Source organism: uncultured Salinicola sp. (assembly GCF_937921195.1).
In the GTDB taxonomy this organism is placed as follows: Bacteria; Pseudomonadota; Gammaproteobacteria; order Pseudomonadales; family Halomonadaceae; genus Salinicola.
On sequence record NZ_CALFQK010000127.1, the window covers coordinates 17,422 to 36,579 of the forward strand.

General features: G+C 67.0%; 15 protein-coding genes. 11 read left to right on the forward strand and 4 right to left on the reverse strand.

The window, feature by feature from the left end:
* Positions 1-25: 25 nt before the first annotated feature.
* The 4 genes from Q0602_RS14445 to Q0602_RS14460 all read left to right on the forward strand — a co-directional run bounded on the left by Q0602_RS14445 (position 26) and on the right by Q0602_RS14460 (position 5,747).
* Entirely contained in the window at positions 26-1,468 is a 1,443-nt protein-coding gene (locus Q0602_RS14445; RefSeq protein WP_298844732.1) for an aminotransferase class V-fold PLP-dependent enzyme, read from the forward strand.
* A 57-nt stretch (positions 1,469-1,525) separates the two neighbouring features.
* Positions 1,526-2,092, forward strand: a complete 567-nt coding sequence (locus Q0602_RS14450) for a histidine phosphatase family protein (RefSeq protein ID WP_298844735.1) — start codon at positions 1,526-1,528, stop codon at positions 2,090-2,092.
* 289 nt (positions 2,093-2,381) lie between these two features.
* Positions 2,382-3,572, forward strand: coding sequence for an ABC transporter substrate-binding protein (locus tag Q0602_RS14455; protein ID WP_298844738.1), 1,191 nt, complete (start codon positions 2,382-2,384; stop codon positions 3,570-3,572).
* A 60-nt stretch (positions 3,573-3,632) separates the two neighbouring features.
* Complete coding sequence (locus Q0602_RS14460; protein ID WP_298844741.1) at positions 3,633-5,747, forward strand: TonB-dependent siderophore receptor; 2,115 nt, start codon at positions 3,633-3,635, stop codon at positions 5,745-5,747.
* Between the two features lie 186 nt (positions 5,748-5,933).
* Here Q0602_RS14460 and iolB read toward each other — a convergent pair whose 3' ends face one another.
* Genes iolB through Q0602_RS14475 form a run of 3 tightly spaced genes read right to left on the reverse strand, consistent with a single transcriptional unit; the run spans position 5,934 to position 8,705 of the window.
* Positions 5,934-6,737: a 5-deoxy-glucuronate isomerase gene (gene iolB / locus Q0602_RS14465; RefSeq protein ID WP_298844744.1), complete on the reverse strand. Its 804-nt coding sequence runs from the start codon at positions 6,735-6,737 to the stop codon at positions 5,934-5,936.
* Between the two features lie 54 nt (positions 6,738-6,791).
* Positions 6,792-7,787 (reverse strand): inositol 2-dehydrogenase, encoded by a 996-nt coding sequence (gene iolG / locus Q0602_RS14470; RefSeq protein ID WP_298844747.1) that lies wholly within the window; start codon positions 7,785-7,787, stop codon positions 6,792-6,794.
* A 12-nt stretch (positions 7,788-7,799) separates the two neighbouring features.
* Entirely contained in the window at positions 7,800-8,705 is a 906-nt protein-coding gene (locus Q0602_RS14475) for a MurR/RpiR family transcriptional regulator (RefSeq protein ID WP_298844749.1), read from the reverse strand.
* A gap of 220 nt (positions 8,706-8,925) precedes the next feature.
* Here Q0602_RS14475 and Q0602_RS14480 point away from each other — a divergent pair, with 220 nt between their 5' ends.
* From Q0602_RS14480 to iolE, 7 genes are all read left to right on the forward strand, one after another.
* Positions 8,926-9,864: a sugar ABC transporter substrate-binding protein gene (locus Q0602_RS14480; RefSeq protein ID WP_149435260.1), complete on the forward strand. Its 939-nt coding sequence runs from the start codon at positions 8,926-8,928 to the stop codon at positions 9,862-9,864.
* Between the two features lie 44 nt (positions 9,865-9,908).
* The gene (locus Q0602_RS14485) at positions 9,909-11,027 is read left to right on the forward strand and encodes an ABC transporter permease (protein ID WP_298844753.1); all 1,119 of its coding nucleotides are present in this window, start codon (positions 9,909-9,911) and stop codon (positions 11,025-11,027) included.
* The gene (locus Q0602_RS14490) at positions 11,027-11,857 is read left to right on the forward strand and encodes an ATP-binding cassette domain-containing protein (protein WP_298844756.1); all 831 of its coding nucleotides are present in this window, start codon (positions 11,027-11,029) and stop codon (positions 11,855-11,857) included. The genes Q0602_RS14485 and Q0602_RS14490 overlap by 1 nt, the downstream gene beginning before the upstream one ends.
* A gap of 139 nt (positions 11,858-11,996) precedes the next feature.
* Complete coding sequence (locus tag Q0602_RS14495; RefSeq protein ID WP_298844758.1) at positions 11,997-13,124, forward strand: Gfo/Idh/MocA family oxidoreductase; 1,128 nt, start codon at positions 11,997-11,999, stop codon at positions 13,122-13,124.
* Between the two features lie 69 nt (positions 13,125-13,193).
* Complete coding sequence (gene iolC, locus Q0602_RS14500; RefSeq protein ID WP_298844760.1) at positions 13,194-15,143, forward strand: 5-dehydro-2-deoxygluconokinase; 1,950 nt, start codon at positions 13,194-13,196, stop codon at positions 15,141-15,143.
* Positions 15,140-16,993: a 3D-(3,5/4)-trihydroxycyclohexane-1,2-dione acylhydrolase (decyclizing) gene (iolD, locus tag Q0602_RS14505; RefSeq protein WP_298844763.1), complete on the forward strand. Its 1,854-nt coding sequence runs from the start codon at positions 15,140-15,142 to the stop codon at positions 16,991-16,993. Before iolC ends, iolD begins: the two co-directional genes overlap by 4 nt.
* Before the next feature lie 65 nt (positions 16,994-17,058).
* Positions 17,059-17,958: a myo-inosose-2 dehydratase gene (gene iolE / locus Q0602_RS14510; protein ID WP_298844766.1), complete on the forward strand. Its 900-nt coding sequence runs from the start codon at positions 17,059-17,061 to the stop codon at positions 17,956-17,958.
* Between the two features lie 87 nt (positions 17,959-18,045).
* Here the strand turns inward: iolE and pyrC are convergent, their stop codons facing one another.
* On the reverse strand, positions 18,046-19,095 hold the full coding sequence (gene pyrC, locus Q0602_RS14515) for a dihydroorotase (RefSeq protein ID WP_298844769.1): 1,050 nt from the start codon (positions 19,093-19,095) through the stop codon (positions 18,046-18,048).
* Between the last annotated feature and the right edge of the window lie 63 nt (positions 19,096-19,158).

Consider the following 19,158-nt stretch of genomic DNA (forward strand, 5'->3'; position numbering starts at 1 on the left):
CCTCTTCCCACACCAAGGTGCCGCCATGACGACGCTCGCCGATTTTCGCCGCTCCCTGTCCGGACCGGATCTGCTGACCCGGCTGCGGGAAGGTCTGATCGGCAACGACATGCCGTTCGTCACCCCCTTCGGTGAACGGCGGCTGCTCTACGCCGATTATGTCGCCTCCGGCCGTGCACTGCGCCAGGTCGAGCGCTTCATCAGTGAAGAGATCCTGCCGTTCTACGCCAACTCGCACACCGAAGCTTCGCACTGCGGGCAGACCATGACCCGGCTGCGCCAGGAGGCGCGGACGCTGATCGCGCGGGAGCTCAACGCCGAGGATTGCCACGTGGTGTTCAGCGGCAGCGGCGCCACCGCCGGTATCAACCGGATCGTGGCGCTGCTCGATATCGCCGCCCGCGTGCGGTGTGGCGAGCGGGTCAGCGTGCTGGTCGGCCCCTACGAGCATCACTCCAACCTCCTGCCGTGGCGGGAGAGCGGCGCCGTGCTGGTGGAGATTCCCGAGGGCGAGGCCGGGGGGCCGGACACCGTGGCGCTGGAGCGGGCGCTGGATACCGTCAACGGCAGCGATCTGATCGTGGGCGCCTTCTCGGCCGCCTCCAACGTCACCGGGATCGTCAGCGACGTCGACGACATCACCCGGCGCCTCAAGCGGCGCGGCGCCCTGGCGGTGTGGGACTATGCCGGCGGCGGCCCCTACCTGACGATGGACATGGCGCCCGCGCCGGACTGCCGCAAGGACGCCATCGTCTTCTCGCCGCACAAGTTCGTCGGCGGACCTGGGGCGTCCGGCGTCATGGTGGTCCGCGACACGCTCGTTCACCGCCGCACACCGTCGCTGCCCGGCGGCGGCACGGTCAGCTTCGTCTCGCCCTGGACACACCACTACAGCAGCCGTCTCGAAGCCCGCGAAGAGAGCGGCACCCCCAATGTGGTCGGCGACATTCGCGCCGCGCTGGCGCTGCTGGTCAAGGCGGCCATCGGGCTGCCCGAGATCGCCCGGCGCGATGCCGAGCTGCGCCGACGCGCGCTCGCCTGCTGGGCCGACGAGCCGCGGCTGGAACTGCTCGGTCGCCAGGACGTGCCGGCACTGCCGATCTTCTCCTTTCGAGTGCGCGACGATGCCGGCAACCGGATCCATCATCAGCTCTTCACCCGCATGCTGTCCGACGTCCACGGTATCCAGGCTCGCGGCGGCTGCGCCTGCGCCGGCCCCTACGCCCACCGCCTGCTCGGCATCGACGCCGCGGCTTCCGGAGCGCTGGTCGAGCGGCTGGGGCAGGGCCACGAGCTGGAGAAGCCCGGCTGGATACGGCTGAGCCTGAACGTTCTGCACGACGACGCCCAGGTGGCGCGCATTCTCGACGGCGTGCTGACTCTGGCGCGGGAGGCACCGGCCTGGGCCCGTCACTACCGCGCCGATCCGGCCACCGCACGCTTCCAGGTCGACACCGCCGGGGGATGACAGCCGCACCGGGCCGGGTAAGATGGTCGCTTTGCTGATGCGCTGGAGCCCATCGCCATGCCCACCTTGATTCGCCGCCCCTTCGTCTTCCTGCGTCATGGCCAGAGCACCCGCAATCTCGAACGCCGCATCGGTGGCCAGCACGACGTGGCGCTGACCCCGCGGGGAGAGGAGGAGGCGCGACGCGCGCGGGCACTACTGGGCGACATCGACTGGTCGCTGGTGGCTTCCAGCCCCTTGCAGCGCGCCTACCGCACCGCCGAACTGGCGCTGGGTCGCGCGCCGGATCGTGTCGTCGATGGATTGATGGAGCGCCACTGGGGCGAGCTGGAGGGCCAGCCGATCCCCGATACCATTCCCTACATGAGTACGCCGCCGGGCGGCGAATCCTGGGAGACGTTCGTCGAACGCATCGCCACCACCCTCAACGCCCTGCTCGAGGAAGCCGACACGCCGCTGATCGTCGGCCACTCCGGGCTGGTGCGCGCCGTACGCGGGTTGACCCAGGGCAGCCCGGCCGGGCCACGCTCGGCCAACGCGATTCCGCTGTGGATCGCTCCCACGGGTGGCAAGGACTGGACGATCGCCCCCTTCGACAGGGCTCACCTGGATTCGATGCCTTAGCCATCTTTCCGAGTTCCCCGACGCGTCGGCCAGCGTGGCCTGGCGGCTAGGCTCTATACGAAAACTGTCTGCGCTCGGCAATACGGCGTTAAAAATCGGCTGGTGCGCCAGCCCGGTCAAGATGCTCATTTACACCCCGTAAACTGGAGCGCCAGCCCGGTCCTCTTTCGCCGATTTTTGCCTTGTCTTGCCTTCGCTCGCCGACTTTTCTTACAAACCCTAGCGCCGCGTTGACCGTGTCACGAATAACAATGATAATGATTATCTTTAATCAAATAGAAGAAAAACGATGCTTGCCTTTTTCGCCAGCCGTCTTGGCCTGGCCATCATCGGGATCGGTTCAGCGCTGCTGTGGTCGATGACCGCAATGGCGTCGGAGAGCACCGACCCTGGCGCGACACCCCGCTTCCCCGTCACCTTGACCGACCTGGCTGGCCGCGAGCTCACGCTGCGGGCGCCGCCGCGGCGCATCTTCCTCGACAACCCGCGCCACCTGTTCGCCCTCGCCGCGCTGCTGCCCGATCCCGTCGCGCGCATGAGCGGCTGGCGCGGTTCGCTCGAGAGCTTCGATCCGGTGGCCCAGTCCCGGTTCGAGGCGGCCTTTCCCGCCCTCTCCGAGCTGCCGACGCTGGGAACGGCCAACAACGCCATGCCCAGCGCCGAAGCCCTGGTCACCCTCGGCCCGGACCTGATCGTCGCCGATGCCTCGCGCTACCGCGAGCTGCAGACCTCGCCGCTGCTGGCACAGCTGGACGCACTACGGATCCCGATCCTGTTCATCGACTTCCGCGAACACCCACTGGAGGAGAGCGTCCCTTCGTTGCGGCTGCTGGGCCGCGCCCTGGGTGCCGAGCCTCGCGCCGATGCGATGATCCAGCAGCTCGAGACCGAGCAGGCCGCAGTCGACGACTGTCTCGCTGCCGTCACCCGTCGACCCCGCGTGCTGATCGATATCGCCCCCGGGCTCAAGGTCGATTGCTGCCGCAGCAACTTCGACTCGGGCCTCGCCGACCTGGTGGCGTACGCCCGGGGCGACAACATCGCCGCCGGCATGAGCTCTGGCACCGAGAACGTGCTCAATCCGGAAACCATTCTTTCCCGCGACCCCGACGTCATCATCGCCACTGCCGCGCAGTGGCCGAAGGGCGGCTCGATTCGCGCCGGCTTCGGCGTCGATGCGAGCGATACCCAGCGCGACATGGCCGATGTCCTGGCCCGTCGCCCGGGGTGGCCGGCGCTGTCGGCGGTCAACGACGGCGGCTTCCATGCGCTCTGGCACGGCTACCACCAGGGGCCGTTTTCGGTGGTGGCGCTGCAGGCCATTGCCAGCTGGCTCCATCCCCGCCAGTGCGCGGCGCTCGACCCCGAAGAGACCCTGGACTCGCTCTATGGCCGGTTCATGCCGATCGATGCCAGCGGTACTTTCCAGGCGACCTACGCCGGCGACCCGCCTCGGAACGACAACACCAACGATAGATAGACAACACCAACGACGGGTCTCGAGACCCGCGATAACGAGATCATCCCGGGAACCCCTGTCATGCGTATCACCTCCAGACTTTGCCAGTACTCGCCGATGGCGCTGGCGATGGCCGTGCTGCACCTCCCCGCGGCGCAGGCCGCCGAGACCGGCGCCACGGCCCTCGACCCGCTGGTCGTCAAGGCGGCATCGGCGGCTCCGGTCGACGACACCTATCGCCCGGGCCCCACCAGCATGGTCACCGGTCGCGCCACCGACTTCCTGAGCCAGGCGCGCACGGTGGACCAGATCGGCACCCGGATGCTCGACGACATCGGTGCCGATTCGTTGACCGACGCCATGGGCTACGTCAACGGCATCACCCAGGGCAATACCATGGGCGGCACCGAGGCGGGCTTCATCAAGCGTGGCTTCGGCAGCAACAGCGACGGTTCGACCCTGCGCGACGGCATCCGCCAGCCGCGCAACACCTTTCCGCTGTTCACCACCGAGCGCATCGAAGTGCTCAAGGGCCCCAGCTCGTTTCGTTACGGCATCCAGGAGCCCGGCGGAGTGATCAACGTCGTCAGCAAGAAGCCGCAGTACGAGTGGCAGCGCACCATCAGTGGCAAGGGCACCTCTTTCGGCGGCGGCGATGCCAGCGTCGACGTCACCGGGCCGCTGGGCGACAGCGGCGCGGCGTTCCGGTTCATCGTCGGCCAGCAGGACGAGGAGTACTGGCGCGACTTCGGCAGCAACCGCCAGACGGTGGTGGCGCCCTCGCTGAGCTGGGAGGACGACGACACCCGGCTGTGGTTCGCCTACGAATATCGCGATTACGACCTGACCCTGGATCGCGGCACCGCCTTCGTCGACGGCGATCCCGTCGACGTGCCGCGCAAGCGCCGGTTCGACGAGAACTGGTCGCGGGTGACCGGCCACGATCAGTCGTTCACCGCCCGCTGGGAGCAGGATCTGAACAGCGCCTGGACCAGCCGCCTGACCTACGGCTGGAACCGGCGGCAGTACGACGATGGCCAGCCGCGAGTATTGAGCGTTGCCGAGGATGGCACCGCCAGGCGTCGCGCCGACGCCAATCACGGCTTCGATCGCCGGGTGATCTATACCGCCGCCGAGCTGCTGGGCGACGTCGAACTCGCCGGCACTCGCCACGAGATGACCGTCGGCATCGATCACGAGCGCCGCCGCGACTATCTCGCCGACCGTTATCGCGGCGCCACCGACACGATCTCGATCTACGATCCGAACCGCGGCGACCTGACCCTGGACGGCGCCACCTATCTCGACAGCACCAGTCATCGCCTCGACGAGATCGACACCACCGGCGCCTACGTCGACGACAACCTCCATCTGGGTGAACGCTGGATTCTCGGCCTGGGTGGGCGTTATCAGCATACCGAACAGTATGGCGGCCAGGGCCGGCCGTTCGTGGTCGAGACCGACACCCAGGACAATATCTTTCTGCCCCACGCCAGCCTGCTCTACAAGCTGACGCCGCAGACTTCGCTCTACGCCAGCTACAGCGAGTCGTTCGTGCCCAACGAGCCGGATACCGACACCGGCCAAAGCTTCGATCCGGAAGAGGGTCATGGCTGGGAAACCGGGATCAAGCAACGTTTCCTCGGCGACCGGCTGCAGGCGTCGCTGGCCTACTTCGAGATCACCAAGGAGAACGTCGTCGTCAGCGACAACGGCGTGTCGCGGGCGGTGGGCAAGAGCGGCTCGAAGGGAGTCGAACTTTCGCTGCAGGGAGAGGTGGCCGACCGGCTGTCGATCCTCGCCAACTACGCCTATACCGACGCCGAAGTGCTCGACGATGCGGATGGCGGCACCGAAGGCAACGAGCTGCCCAACGTGGCGCGTCATACCGCTTCGGTGTTGCTGGCACGAGAACTGGGGGTGAATCCCGACTACGGCCGCTGGCGAGTCGGCGGCGGAGTGCGCTACGTCGGCAGCCGCGAGGGTGACAGCGACAACAGCTTCAGCCTCGACGACTATACCGTGGCGGACGCCTTCGTCGCCTGGGACAACCGCTGGCTGGGCGACAACACCCATTTGCAGCTGAACGTGAAGAACCTGTTCGATACCACCTACTACCCCTCCAGCGGCGGCGACACCCGGGTGGTGGTCGGCGAACCATTGGAAGTCACGCTGCAGGCCAGCGTGTCGTTCTAGTGTGATAAATCACCGCCCGAATGCCTACGTGGGCTCTGCACTCCGGCTATTCGCTGCGCTATGACCGCCATCCCTGGCGGTCACCGAAGGCCGGCCTGGGGCCGTTCAAATTCGCTCCCGGCGAATTTATGCGCACCGCCGGAATGACAGCCCGAGTTCGCGGGTTTCAAAATGATCGACACTACCTCACTGGCCAAGCATCCACTCATGGTCGGGATCATTGTGGAACTTCCACACCCGTCGCGGGCCGGCCATGACATTGAGGTAGTAGAGCTGGTAGCCGTGGGCCGCGCCCACCGGGTGATAGCCCCGCGGCACCAGGACGCAGTCGCCGTTCTCTACCGCCATGGTCTCGTCCAGCGAGCGGTCGTCGGTGTAGACGCGATGCACGGCATAGCCCTGGGGCGGGTCGATACGATGGTAGTAGGTCTCCTCCAGCCGCGACTCCCGCGGGAGGTCGTCGATGTCGTGCTTGTGGGGCGGATAGCTCGACCAGTTGCCGGCCGGCGTATAGACCTCCACCACCAGCAGGCTGTCGGCGGGTTCCGTCTCCGGCAGGATATCGTGGACGTGGCGCACGTTGCTGCCCTCGCCGCGGGTGCTGCGCCGGATCTGCCCGGGCGCGATCAGGCGAGCGGGGTGTCCGCCGTGCCCCGGCGCGCTGCACACCGCCAGTTCCAGATCGGTCAGGGCCTCTACCCGGTAGCCGACGCCATCGGGCAGGTAGACGGCGTGGGGCGGGACCCGTTCGAACACGCTCATGCGCTCGCCGATGTTGTCCCAGCGCTGCTCCCCGCTGGCGACCGTGGCACGGCCACTCAGCAGCACCAGGCAGTGCTCGCGATCGTCGGTGTGCGCCTCCAGGCACTGTCCGACCGACAGGCGGTGCACGCGAAAACCGACGTACTCCCAGCCGGCGGATCGGGGCGTGACGTCGAGCACGCACCCCTGATCGTCGGCCGCATGAGGCCGTATGCGAAGCGATTCCATCCAGATTCCTCCTGTTCACAAGGCGGCACCGGGCGACGCCGCATGGATAGCGGGCTAGTCGATCTCGCTCAGCGCCACGCGGCGGCCCTCGCGGCGCGAGAGATCCGCGGCGCTGGCCAGGCGGAGCGCCTGCAGGCCGTCCTCGGCGCCCGCCAGCGGTGATCGGCCTTCGCGCCAGCTGGCAACGAAATCATCCAGCTCGCGCCGATAGGCACGGGCGTAACGCTCGAGGAAGAAGGGCTGCGGATTCTCCTCGACCTGGCCCGCCGCACCGGCGAAGCGAAGGCGAGTCTCGGTCTCGTTCTGTGCCTGGAGCATGCCGAGACTGCCAAACGCCTCAATGCGCTGGTCGTAGCCGTAGCTGGCGCGGCGCGAATTGTCGATATGGCACAGCCGGCCGCTGGCGGTGACGAGCGTGATCATCGCGGTGTCGATATCGCCGGCCGCACCGATCGCCAGGTCGATCAGGCAGGCGCCCTCGGCATGAATGGCGTGGATCGGCTCGTCGAGCAGCCAGCGTGCCATGTCGAAGTCGTGGATGGTCATGTCGCGGAACAGGCCGCCGGAAGCGTCGACGTACTCCGCCGGCGGCGGCGACGGATCGCGACTGATCAGGGTCAGCGTCTCCAACTGGCCGATGCGCCCCTCGACGATGGCCTGCTTGAGCGCGGCGAACTGGGGGTCGTGGCGGCGGTTGAAGCCCAGGGCGCAGGTCACCGGGTGCGCCGCCAGCACCGCCAGCGCTTCCCGCGTGCGGGTCAGGTCGAGGGCGATCGGCTTCTCGCACAGGATCGCCTTGCCGGCCCGCGCCGCGCACTCGAGGTAGTCGGCGTGGGTGGGCGTGCTGGAGGCGATCAGCACGGCGTCGATCTCGGCATCGTCGAACACCGCATCCACCGCCAGCACCTGGCTGTCGTGGGTTTCGGCCAGTCGCCGGGCTGCCGCCGGGTCGTGGTCGCACACCCCGGCCAGGACGATCTCGGGGTGTGCGGCGATGGCGGCGGCATGTACCTTGCCGATCCGCCCGGCACCGATCAGCGCCAGTCTCATAGGCTATCTCCTTTAATCTCGTGAGCCTCGTCGGCCCGACCCATCATCGGATATGACACCCACCGGTCCGGACGTGGTCGATCCCGAGCCTGCGGACTCCGTAGCTCGGTCCTGACGCACCCCCAGTGCGATCGCCAAGGCCTGGGCCAGGCACAGTGATGCGCTCAGCCCGCGAAAGCTCTTGACCTCGGCCTCTTGCACCACCAGCCCCACGTCAGCCAGGCGTGCCAGCGGGCTAAGGCTCGAATCGGTGATCACGACCAGCGGAATGTTGCGCTCGCCCGCACTGCTGGCTGCCTGCCGGGTCTCCTCGGCATAGGGTGAAAAGCTCACCACCAGCAGCGCATCACGGGCACCGATCGCCTTGACCTGTTCGCCGTGCATACCACCCAGGCCATCGATCAGGACTGCTCGCTTGTCGATGTGGTGCAGCGCGTAGGTGACATAACTGGCCACCACGAAACTGCGCCGCGCGCCGATGGCATGAACGATCTCCGCGTGCTCGAGAATGTCCAGCGCGCGCTCCAGGTCGTCGGGATCGATGCGACTCGGAAGACCTTCCAGCGCATGCCGGTTGGCCTCGGCGAACTCCCACAGCAGCTGGGTGCTGTCCGGGGTTTCCCCAGTGGCCGCGCGCACGGCGCGGATACGCTCCGCGTAATTGGGCAGCTCATTGACCAGACGCGCACGAAACAGCTCCTGCATCTCCGAAAATCCGGTGAAACCGAAGCTGTTGGCGAAGCGGATCAGCGTCGAGGGAGTGACGCCAGCCTGATCCGCCAGTTTGGCGACGGTCGCGAACGCGACCTCCTGAGGATTATCGAGCAGGAATCTCGCCGTCTGCTGCAGCCGGCGGCTGAGCGAGGCATACGCTTCAGTGATCTGGCTTTCGAGTGCCTCGAAATCCTGAATAGGCATGAGAAAAACCCTTGTAAAAAGCACGGCTTGCGACCCCGTTTCAGGATCGGGCAGCAATGGAAGCAAGCTTAGAGATTTTGGAATAAAAATTCCATTCATACCAAAGTATAGAACAAATGATTTGTATTGCGGGGAAAATGAAATTTATATTCTTTGGCGCGGGCTGAGCCGAGTGTCACGTCACCCGCTATCCGGAAGACAACGATAAAGAGGATCCACCATGCGATCTCACAAACGCCTTCTCGCCATCACGCTCGCCGCCGCCTGCCTGACGACCTCGGCCCTGGCCAGCGCCGCCAATCATCGCTTCGTCATGGTCACCCATGGGGTGCCGTCGGATCCGTTCTGGACCGTGGTCAAGAATGGGGCCGAGCAAGCAGCCAAGCAGATGGGCGACACGCTCGAATACCGCTCTCCCTCGACCTTCGACATGGCCCAGATGCAGCAGCTGGCCCAGGCCGCCATCGCCTCCGATCCCGACGGTCTGATCATCTCCTTCACCGACGAGAACGCCCTCGGAAAAGTGGTGCAAAACGCCTCCGACAGGGGCATCCCGGTCATCACCATCAACTCGGGGGGAGACGCGGCGGCCAAATACGGCGCTCTGCTCCACATCGGTCAGAGCGAATACGAGGCCGGCAAGGCTGCCGCCGAGCGGATGCGCGAGATGGGCGTCGAGAAAGGCTTGTGCATCAACCACGAACAGGGCAACCAGGGCCTCGATCAGCGCTGCGACGGCTTCATCGACGGCTTCGACGGCAACGCTGATCAGCTCGCGACCTCCTACGACCCCACCGAAATCCGCAACGCCATCATTGCCTATCTCAATCAGCATCGGGATATCAAAGGCATCCTCACGCTGGGTCCGATCTCGGCGGAGCCGATGATCCAGGCCATGCGCGACGAGGGCGTCACCGATCAATTCACGCTGGGCACGTTCGACCTCTCCCCCGGCATCCTGCTGGCGCTTCAGCAGGGCGGGCTGGATTTCGCCATCGACCAGCAGCAGTACCTGCAGGGCTACCTGCCGGTGATCTTCCTCGAGCAGTACGCCCAGAACGGCCTGATGCCGGCCGGCGACGTGGCAACGGGTCCCGGCTTCGTCACCAAGCAGAACGCGGCACAAGTGATGGAACTTAGCAAGAAGGGCATTCGCTAGTTTCCGGCCCGCCCCGCCATCGCGAATCGCAGGAGATCACTGCCATGACAGCAACCCCCGCAGCCAAAGACGCTACCCGGGAGGACGAGCGCATCGCCGCCGTCGCGACCTGGAAGAAGATCATGCGGCGCCCGGAACTGGGCGCCATCGCCGGCACCGTGCTGGTGCTCGCCTTCTTCATCGTCGCCGCCAGCGGCACCGGCATGTTCACGCCCGCCGGGATCATGAACTTCCTGGAGGTTTCCGCCCAGTTGGGCATTCTGGCCACCGCCGCCGCCCTGCTGATGATCGGCGGCGAGTTCGACCTCTCCATCGGCTCGATGATCGGGCTGGCCGGCATCATCATCGCGATTCCCACCGTGCAGTACGGCTGGCCGCTGTGGGCGGCGCTGCTGCTGGCGTTCGCCTGTGCGGTTCTGGTCGGATGGTGCAACGGCTATCTGGTCAACCGCACCGGCCTACCTTCGTTCATCGTCACCCTCGCCTTCCTGTTCATCCTGCGCGGGCTGGCCATCGGCGGCTGCCGCCTGCTTACCGGACGCACCCAGATCGGCGGCATTCAGAATCATATTCCCCACGACTGGCTGGCGACGCTCTTTTCCGGCGAGGTCGCCACCGGGTTGTTCGCATGGATGGCCAGCCACGGCTGGATCGCCACCAACTTCGCCGGCAATCCGATGGTGACCGGCATCCCGGTGTCGATCGTCTGGTGGCTGGGGCTGACCGCCTTGGCTACCTGGGTGCTGCTGTTCACGCCTTATGGCAACTGGATCTTCGCCAGCGGCGGGGATGCCAACGCCGCGCGCAACTCCGGGGTGCCGGTTCACCGCGTCAAGATATCGCTGTTCATCTTCACCGCGCTCTCGGCCACCGTCTTCGCCAGCCTGCAGGTCATGGACACCGGCTCCGCCGATACCATCCGCGGCATGCTCAAGGAGCTGGAGGCGATCATCGCAGTGGTCATCGGCGGCGCCCTGCTCACCGGCGGCTACGGGTCGGCGGTCGGCGCCGCCCTCGGCGCGCTGATCTTCGGCATGGTGCAGATGGGCATCTTCTATACCGGCGTCAATACCGACTGGTTCAAGGTGTTCCTCGGCGTCATGTTGTTGATCGCGGTGCTGTTCAACAACTTTGTGCGCAAGAAGATGATGGAGGCTCGCTGATGAACGACACCGTCCCGATGATCGAAATGCGCCACGTCAGCAAGCATTTCGGCAACGTCATTGCCCTCAACGACGTCTCGCTGCACGTCCACGCCGGCGAGGTGATGTGCCTGCTGGGCGACAACGGCGCCGGCAAGTCGACCCTGATCAAGACGCTCTCCGGGGTCCACAAGCCCACCTCGGGCGAGATGCGGGTCTCCGGCGAACCGGTGCGCTTCAAGTCGCCGGCCTACGCTCTGGATAGCGGCATCGCCACGGTATTCCAGGACCTGGCGATGATCCCGCTGATGTCGATCACCCGGAACTTTTTCATGGGCCGGGAACCGACCGTGGGCTGGGGACCGCTCAAGCGCATCGACTGGAAGCAGGCCGACCGCATCGCCATGGAGGAGATGGCCAGGATCGGCATCGACGTGCGCGACCCCAGCCAGCCGGTGGGCACGCTCTCCGGCGGCGAGCGCCAGTGCGTGGCGATCGCGCGGGCGGTCTACTTCGGCGCCAAGGTGCTGATCCTCGACGAACCCACCTCGGCGCTGGGGGTCAAGCAGGCCTCGGTGGTGCTGCGCTATATCGCCAAGGCGCGCAACGACGGACTGGCGGTGATCTTCATCACCCACAACGTCCACCACGCCTACCCGGTGGCCGACGCCTTCACCCTGCTCAAGCGAGGTACCAGCCTGGGCTATTTCCGCAAGTCGGAGATCAGCCGCGAGGAGGTGCTCAACATGATGGCCGGCGGCGCCGAGCTGGAGAGCCTGGATGCCGAGCTGGCCGAGTTTCAGCGCACGCCGGCGGAGAGCCCGACCGCATCCCGTGCTGCCGTCTCCTGACGCTTTTACCCACGGCCGCGGTAGTGGTGTCAGCCGATGCCAGCCCCTTCGTCGCGAGATGCGACCGCCGCGCTCCCGAGCCCTTGCGGGCAGCTCATCCACCGCGTCGATGCATCCGCTTCCATCCAGGAACCACGCCATGCAACAGACACTCAACATCGGTTTGATCGGCACCGGCTACATGGGCAAGGCCCACGCCATCGCCTTGCACGCCGCCCCACGGGTGTTCACCCTGCCGGCGCTGCCGGTCTGCGACCTGCTGGCCGAGACCGACGCCGCCCTGGCAGCGAGCAAGGCGGCTGAACTCGGCTTCGCCCGCGCCACCGGCGACTGGCGCGAGCTGGTCGCCGACCCCGCCATCGATGTGGTCGATATCTGCGCCCCCAACTTTCTCCATGAGTCGATGGCCCTGGCCGCCATCGCCGCGGGCAAACACGTCTATTCGGAAAAACCACTGGCGTTGACCACCGCCTCCGCCGAGCGCATGACCGAGGCCGCCGAGCGCGCCGGCGTAAAAACGTTGGTGGGCTTCAACTACATCCGCAACCCGGCCACCCAGCTGGCCCGCGAGATCATCGCCAGCGGCGAGATCGGCGAGCTGGTGCACTTCCGTGGGCGCCACAACGAGGACTATCTGGCCGACCCCGAATTGCCCCACAACTGGCGCACGCGACGCGATACCGCGGGAAGCGGCGCGCTGGGCGACGTCGGCTCCCACATTCTCAACATGGCCGAGTACCTGACCGGGCAGTCGATCACCACGGTCTGCGGCGACCTGCAGACGCTGATCCGCCAGCGCCCGCTGCCGGATGGCAGCGGCATGGGCGAGGTCGAGAATGACGACCAGGCCCAGGCGATGCTGCGTTTCTCCCAGGGGCTGATGGGCAACATCGAGACCTCGCGCATCGCCAGCGGACGCAAGATGGGCCTGGCCTACTGTGTCACCGGTACCCACGGCGCGCTGGTGTTCGACCAGGAGCGCATGAACGAGTTGCAGCTCTACCGCCACGAAGGGCCCAAGGGCCGGCGCGGCTTCTCTACCCTGCTGATCGGCCCCGAGCACACCGACTACGCCGCATTCAGCCCGGCCCCCGGCCACGGTCTGGGCTACAACGACCAGAAGATCATCGAGGTCCGCGACCTGATCGAGGGCATTCTCGACCAGCGCGAGCTCTATCCCGATTTTCGCCAGGCCTGCCATATCAATCGCCTGATCGACGCGATCGAGCGCTCGCATCGGGAGCGCTGCTGGATCGGGATCGACTGATACATCGCTTTATTTCGTCGCCGCACGAGGCTCGGCGGCACTCGATGACAAACGACGTGGAGACACGCCATGCAGGATTCACTCAGGAAACCTCGCTCCCTGGACCTGATCTGCCTAGGCCGCGTAGCGGTGGATCTCTATTCGGAGCAGCTCGGCAGTCGTCTCGAGGACGTCTCCCGCTTCTCCCGCTACCTTGGCGGAAGCTCGGGCAACATGGCCTACGGCACCGCCCGCCTGGGTCTGAAGTCGGCCATGCTCTCCCGTGTCGGCAACGAGCAGATGGGCAATTTCGTGCGCGAGGAGCTGGTGCGCGCCGGGGTCGACGTCAGTGCCCTGCAGACCGACCCCGAGCGCCATACCGGGCTGGTGCTGCTGGCGCTCAAGGATCGCGACAGCTTTCCGCTGCTGTTCTATCGCCGCGACTGCGCCGACATGGCCATCGACGCCGGCGCGATCGACCCGGCGTTCATCGCCCGCGCCAGGGCACTCGCGATTACCGGCACCCACCTCTCCACCGAGACCACCCAGCGCGCCTGCCGCAAGGCGCTCGATGCCGCCGCCGCCCACGGTGTCAAGCGGGTGCTCGACATCGACTACCGCCCGGTGCTGTGGGGTCTGACCTCGCCCGGCGACGGCGAGACGCGCTTCGTCGCCGACGCCGAGGTCAGTCGTCACTTGCAGCAGTGGCTGGGCGATTTCGACCTGATCGTGGGCACCGAGGAGGAGTTCCATATCGCCGGCGGCAGCACCGGGACCCTCGAGGCGCTGCGTGCGGTGCGCGCGATCAGCCCCGCGACCCTGGTGTGCAAGCTCGGCGCCCAGGGCTGCGTGGTGTTCGAGGGCGAGATTCCCGAGCGCCTCGAGGACGGCATCCTGGTCGAAGGCGTCGAAGTCGAGGTGCTCAACGTGCTGGGTGCCGGCGACGCCTTCATGAGCGGGCTGCTGCGGGGCTGGCTGCGCGGCGAGTCGTGGGCCACCAGTGCCACCTACGCCAACGCCTGCGGCGCGCTGGTGGTCTCGCGCCACGGCTGCGCCCCGGCGATGCCGACCGAGGCCGAGCTGTTCGACTATCTCGGACGCCGCGACACCCTGGTCCGGCCCGACCGCGACGAACGGCTCAACCACCTGCATCGCGCCACCACCCGTACCCCGCAAGACTGGCCCGAAGTCTGCGGCCTGGCCTTCGATCACCGCCGCCAGCTGTTCGACATGGCCCGCGAGGCGCATGCCGACCCGGCACGACTGCCGCATCTCAAGCGCCTGCTGGTGCAAGCCGCGGCGGAGGGTGCCAGCCGCACTGGCCTGACAGCGCCGGCGATTCTGGTCGACGACGTGCTGGGCCAGGACGCGCTCAACGACGCCAGCGGACGCGGCTGGTGGATCGGTCGCCCGGTGGAGCTGGCCGGCTCGCGCCCGTTGCGCTTCCAGCACGGCGACGATCTCGGCATGCGTCTTCGCCACTGGCCGCGCGAGCACATCATCAAGTGCCTGGTGTTCTACCACCCGGACGATCCACTGGCCCTGCGCCTCGACCAGGAAGCCCGCCTGCGCCAGCTCTACCAGGCAGCCTGCGCGTTCGAGCTGGAGCTGCTGATAGAGATCATCCCGCCCGCCCGGGACACTCCCGACGACAGCGCCCTGGCGCGCTCGCTGATGCGCTTCTACCACCTCGGTATCCGCCCCGACTGGTGGAAGCTACCGTCGATGTCGGCCTCCGCCTGGGAAGCCGTCAGCACGGTGATAGAGAGCCAGGATCCGCACTGCCGCGGGGTGGTGCTGCTGGGCCTCGACGCGCCCATGGAAGCGATGAAGCACGGCTTTTCCACCGCCGCCCATCATGACTGGTGCAAGGGCTTCACCGTCGGCCGCACCCTGTTCTCCGCCGCCAGCCGGGCGTGGCTGGCCGGCGACATCGACGATGCCGGGCTGATCGAGCGGGTGGCGAGCAACTACGCCGAACTGATCCGGACCTGGAGGCGCCTGCGTGCCGCTCGGCCCGAAAAGGAGAGTGTGTCATGAGCGACAGCCTCAGACTGACCATGGCCCAGGCCGTGGTGCGTTATCTGAATGCCCAGAAGGTAGAGCTGGATGGCGAGATTTTGCCGCTGTTCGCCGGCTGCTGGGCGATCTTCGGCCACGGCAACGTGGCCGGGCTGGGCGAGGCGCTCTACCAGGCCCGCGAGCAGTTGCCGACCTACCGCGCCCACAACGAGCAGGCGATGGCCCACGCCGCCATCGCCTACACCAAGACCCTGGAGCGACGTCGGATGATGGTCTGCACCGCCTCCGCCGGCCCCGGCTCGACCAACATGGTCACCGCCTGTGCCGTGGCTCACGTCAACCGCCTGCCGGTGCTGTTCCTGCCCGGCGACACCTTCGCCACCCGGTTGCCGGATCCGGTGCTGCAGCAGGTCGAGAACTTCCACGACCACACCCTGACCAGCAACGACTGCTTCAAGCCGGTCAGCCGCTTCTTCGACCGCATCACCCGGCCCGAGCAGTTGCTGACCGCGCTGCCCCAGGCGCTGCGCGTGCTCACCGACCCCGTCGAGTGCGGCCCGGTGACGCTGGCGCTGCCCCAGGACGTGCAGACCATGGCCTACGACTTCCCCCGACGACTGTTTGTCGAGAAGGTGCACCGGCCCCGGCGCCAGGCCGCCGATGCCGACGAACTGGCCAGTGCCATCGCTCTGCTCCGCGAGGCTCGCCAGCCGCTGGTGATCGCCGGTGGCGGCGTCCACTATGCCGGCGCCCGCGACGCCCTGGCCGCGCTGGTCGAACGCTACCGGCTGCCGGTGGGCGAGACCCAGGCCGGCAAGGGGGCGCTACCGTGGGATCACGCCCACAACCTGGGCAGCATCGGCGTCACCGGTTCCGCCGCCGCCAATGCGCTGGCCGAGGAGGCCGACCTGATCCTCGCCGTGGGCACGCGGCTGGGCGATTTCACTTCCGGCTCGCGGGCGCTGATCTCGCCCCGGGCGCGGCTGGTCAGCCTCAATGTCGCCGCCTTCGACGCGATCAAGCATCACGGCCAGGCGGTGGTCGGCGATGCCGCGTTGACCCTGCCGGCCCTCGCCGAAGGGCTCGACGACTGGCAGCCGGCGCCGGCCTGGATCGAACGCGCCGCCCACCTGCGCAAGGCCTGGAACCGCAGCGTCGAGCTCGCGACGCGCGATCGCGGTACGGACCTGCCCAGCGACGCCGAGGTGATCGGTGCCGTCAACCGCGCCGCCGGCGAGCGCGACATCGTGGTCGCCGCCGCCGGTGGCCTGCCCGGCGAACTGCACAAGCTGTGGCGCACCCGCCACCCTCGCGGCTATCACCTGGAGTACGGCTACTCCTGCATGGGCTACGAGCTGGCCGGCGGGATCGGCACCAAGATGGCCAGTCCCGCGTCCAACGTCTTCGTGATGGTCGGCGACGGCGCCTACCTGATGCTCAATTCGGAGATCGCGACCTCTGTAATGCTAGGCCACAAGATCATCGCCGTGGTGCTCGACAACCGCGGCTTCGGCTGCATCCATCGTCTGCAGCAGGCCTGCGGCGGCCCCGGCTTCAATAACCTGCTCGACGACTGCCTCGGCACCGCCGAAGGCGCCCCAAGGATCGACTTCGCCGCCCATGCCGCGGCCCTCGGCGCCCGCTCGGAGACGGTCTCCGGCATTCCCGAACTGGAGGCGGCGCTGACGCGGGCCAAGGCCTCGCCGATCAGCTACGTGATCGCGCTGGACACCGATCCGCTGGCGACCACCGAGGAAGGCGGCGCGTGGTGGGACGTGGCCGTCGCCGAGGTCTCCGCACGCGAGGAGGTGGGCGAGGCCCGCCACCGCTACGAGGAACACAAGACGCGCCAGTGGCACAACCGCTGAGCGCCGTTTCGACATCGACCCTTCGGCCCGCCACAGGCGACGGGCCGAACGACATGGAGTTCACCATGAGCGTACGTTTAGGCATCAACCCGCTGACCTGGACCAACGACGACCTGCCCAGCCTGGGCGGGGATACCCCGCTCGAGACCTGCCTGCGCGAGGGGCGCGAGGCGGGCTTCGCCGGCTTCGAACTGGGCCAGAAGTTCCCGCGCGCGCCCGAGGCGCTGAACGCCGCTCTGGGCGCCCACGAGTTGGCGCTGGTCTCCGGCTGGTACTCCAGCCGCATCCTGGAGCGCGGTCCCCAGGCAGAGATCGAGGCGCTGCAGGACCATCTCGCCCTGCTCAGGGCCGGTGGCGCATCGGTGATGGTCTACTGTGAAGTGACCCGCTGCATCCACGGTGATGCCTCGCGCCCGCTGTCGCAGCGCCCGCTGCTCGACGAGTCGGAGTGGCAGCGGTTGTGCCAGGGGCTGGCCGAAGTCGGCGACTATCTCGCCGCCCAGGGCATGCAACTGGTCTATCACCACCACCTGGGCACCCTGGTCGAGAGCCAGGCAGAGGTCGAACGGCTACTCGACAACACACCCGAGTCGGTGGGGCTGCTGCTCGACCTGGGTCATTTGTATGGTGCCGGTGGCGATCCGCTGGCGGTGGCCCGCCGCTACGCCGGGCGCATCCACCATGTCCACTGCAAGGACGTGCGCCGGGTGGTCCTCGACGACGTCCGCAACCGCGACAAGAGCTTCCTCGACGGCGTGCTAGACGGCCTGTTCACCGTACCCGGCGACGGGGACGTCGATTTCCTACCCACCCTGACCCATCTGCGCGAAGCCGGTTACGCGGGCTGGCTGGTGGTCGAGGCCGAGCAGGACCCGGAAGTGGCGCATCCGCTGACCTACGCCCGCCTGGGCTATCGCAACCTGCACCAGTTGGCGCGGGATGCCGGATTCACCATCGACACCTGAACGCTGTCACCGCACCTCGCTCCTTCCATCAGCCACATCGAGGTTTTGCCATGTATACCCTTGTTTGGCGATCCGCTTTTCACGCTTTCAATCCCGTGCCACCGACCAGCTCAGCGATTCGCCGGCCTTGTAGGGCACGAAGGTATTGTCGCCTTCGCCCACCGATTCGGCGACCGGTGTCGGCTGGCGCGTCAGGGTGACATGACTTTCGTTGAGCGGCAGGCCGTAGAAACGGGGGCCGTTCTCGGAACAGAACGCTTCGAAGTGCTGGAGCGCGCCTTCCTGCTCGAACACGTCGGCATAGACCGAGAGCGCCGCTTCGGCGTTGAACACCCCGGCGCAGCCACAGGCGGTCTCCTTGGCGGCGGTGACGTGGGGGGCGGAATCGGTACCCAGGAAGAAGCGCGGGTGACCGCTGGCAACGGCCTGGCGCAGCGCCTGCTGATGCTCCTGGCGCTTCAGGATCGGCAGGCAGTAGAGATGCGGGCGAATGCCGCCGACCAGCATGTCGTTGCGGTTCTGGGCCAGATGCTGGGGGGTCAGCGTGGCGCCCAGGAATTCGTCGCCTTCCAGCACGAACTGGGCGGCGTCCCGGGTGGTGATGTGCTCGAACACCACCTTGAGCGCCGGGAACTGGCGGCGAATGTCGGTCATCACCTCGTCGATGAAGTGCTTCTCGCGATCGAAGATATCGATCTCGCCACGCGTCACTTCGCCATGCACCAGCAGCGGCATGCCGATCCGCTGCATCACTTCCAGCAGCGGGTAGACGTCGGTGATGCGCTTGACGCCGTGCTGGGAGTTGGTGGTGGCGTTGGCCGGGTAGAGCTTGGCGGCGGTGAACAGGCCGTCGGCGTGGCCGCGCTCCAGCGTCTCGCGGGAGACGCTCTCATTGAGATAGCAGGTCATCAGCGGGGTGAAGTCGTGGCCGGCGGGAGTCGCCGCCACGATCCGCTCGCGGTAGGCGCTGGCCGCCTCGATCGTGGTCACCGGCGGCACCAGATTGGGCATCACGATGGCGCGGGCAAACGTGCGGCTGGTATAGGGCAGCACCGTCTCGAGCACCTCGCCGTCACGCAGATGCAGGTGCCAGTCGTCGGGGCGGCGGATGCGAAGCGTGTCGGGCGAAGCAGTCATCGGGAACTCCTGGCAGTCGGTGGAACGAATCGGCGCTCATGATACCAGAGCCTGTCGCTCAGG

Coding starts and splice junctions, on each gene's coding strand:
- Q0602_RS14445 (WP_298844732.1), top strand. CDS start 26: ATGACGACGCTCGCCGATTTTCGCCGCTCCCTGTCCGGACCGGATCTG.
- Q0602_RS14450 (WP_298844735.1), top strand. CDS start 1,526: ATGCCCACCTTGATTCGCCGCCCCTTCGTCTTCCTGCGTCATGGCCAG.
- Q0602_RS14455 (WP_298844738.1), top strand. CDS start 2,382: ATGCTTGCCTTTTTCGCCAGCCGTCTTGGCCTGGCCATCATCGGGATC.
- Q0602_RS14460 (WP_298844741.1), top strand. CDS start 3,633: ATGCGTATCACCTCCAGACTTTGCCAGTACTCGCCGATGGCGCTGGCG.
- iolB (WP_298844744.1), bottom strand. CDS start 6,737: ATGGAATCGCTTCGCATACGGCCTCATGCGGCCGACGATCAGGGGTGC.
- iolG (WP_298844747.1), bottom strand. CDS start 7,787: ATGAGACTGGCGCTGATCGGTGCCGGGCGGATCGGCAAGGTACATGCC.
- Q0602_RS14475 (WP_298844749.1), bottom strand. CDS start 8,705: ATGCCTATTCAGGATTTCGAGGCACTCGAAAGCCAGATCACTGAAGCG.
- Q0602_RS14480 (WP_149435260.1), top strand. CDS start 8,926: ATGCGATCTCACAAACGCCTTCTCGCCATCACGCTCGCCGCCGCCTGC.
- Q0602_RS14485 (WP_298844753.1), top strand. CDS start 9,909: ATGACAGCAACCCCCGCAGCCAAAGACGCTACCCGGGAGGACGAGCGC.
- Q0602_RS14490 (WP_298844756.1), top strand. CDS start 11,027: ATGAACGACACCGTCCCGATGATCGAAATGCGCCACGTCAGCAAGCAT.
- Q0602_RS14495 (WP_298844758.1), top strand. CDS start 11,997: ATGCAACAGACACTCAACATCGGTTTGATCGGCACCGGCTACATGGGC.
- iolC (WP_298844760.1), top strand. CDS start 13,194: ATGCAGGATTCACTCAGGAAACCTCGCTCCCTGGACCTGATCTGCCTA.
- iolD (WP_298844763.1), top strand. CDS start 15,140: ATGAGCGACAGCCTCAGACTGACCATGGCCCAGGCCGTGGTGCGTTAT.
- iolE (WP_298844766.1), top strand. CDS start 17,059: ATGAGCGTACGTTTAGGCATCAACCCGCTGACCTGGACCAACGACGAC.
- pyrC (WP_298844769.1), bottom strand. CDS start 19,095: ATGACTGCTTCGCCCGACACGCTTCGCATCCGCCGCCCCGACGACTGG.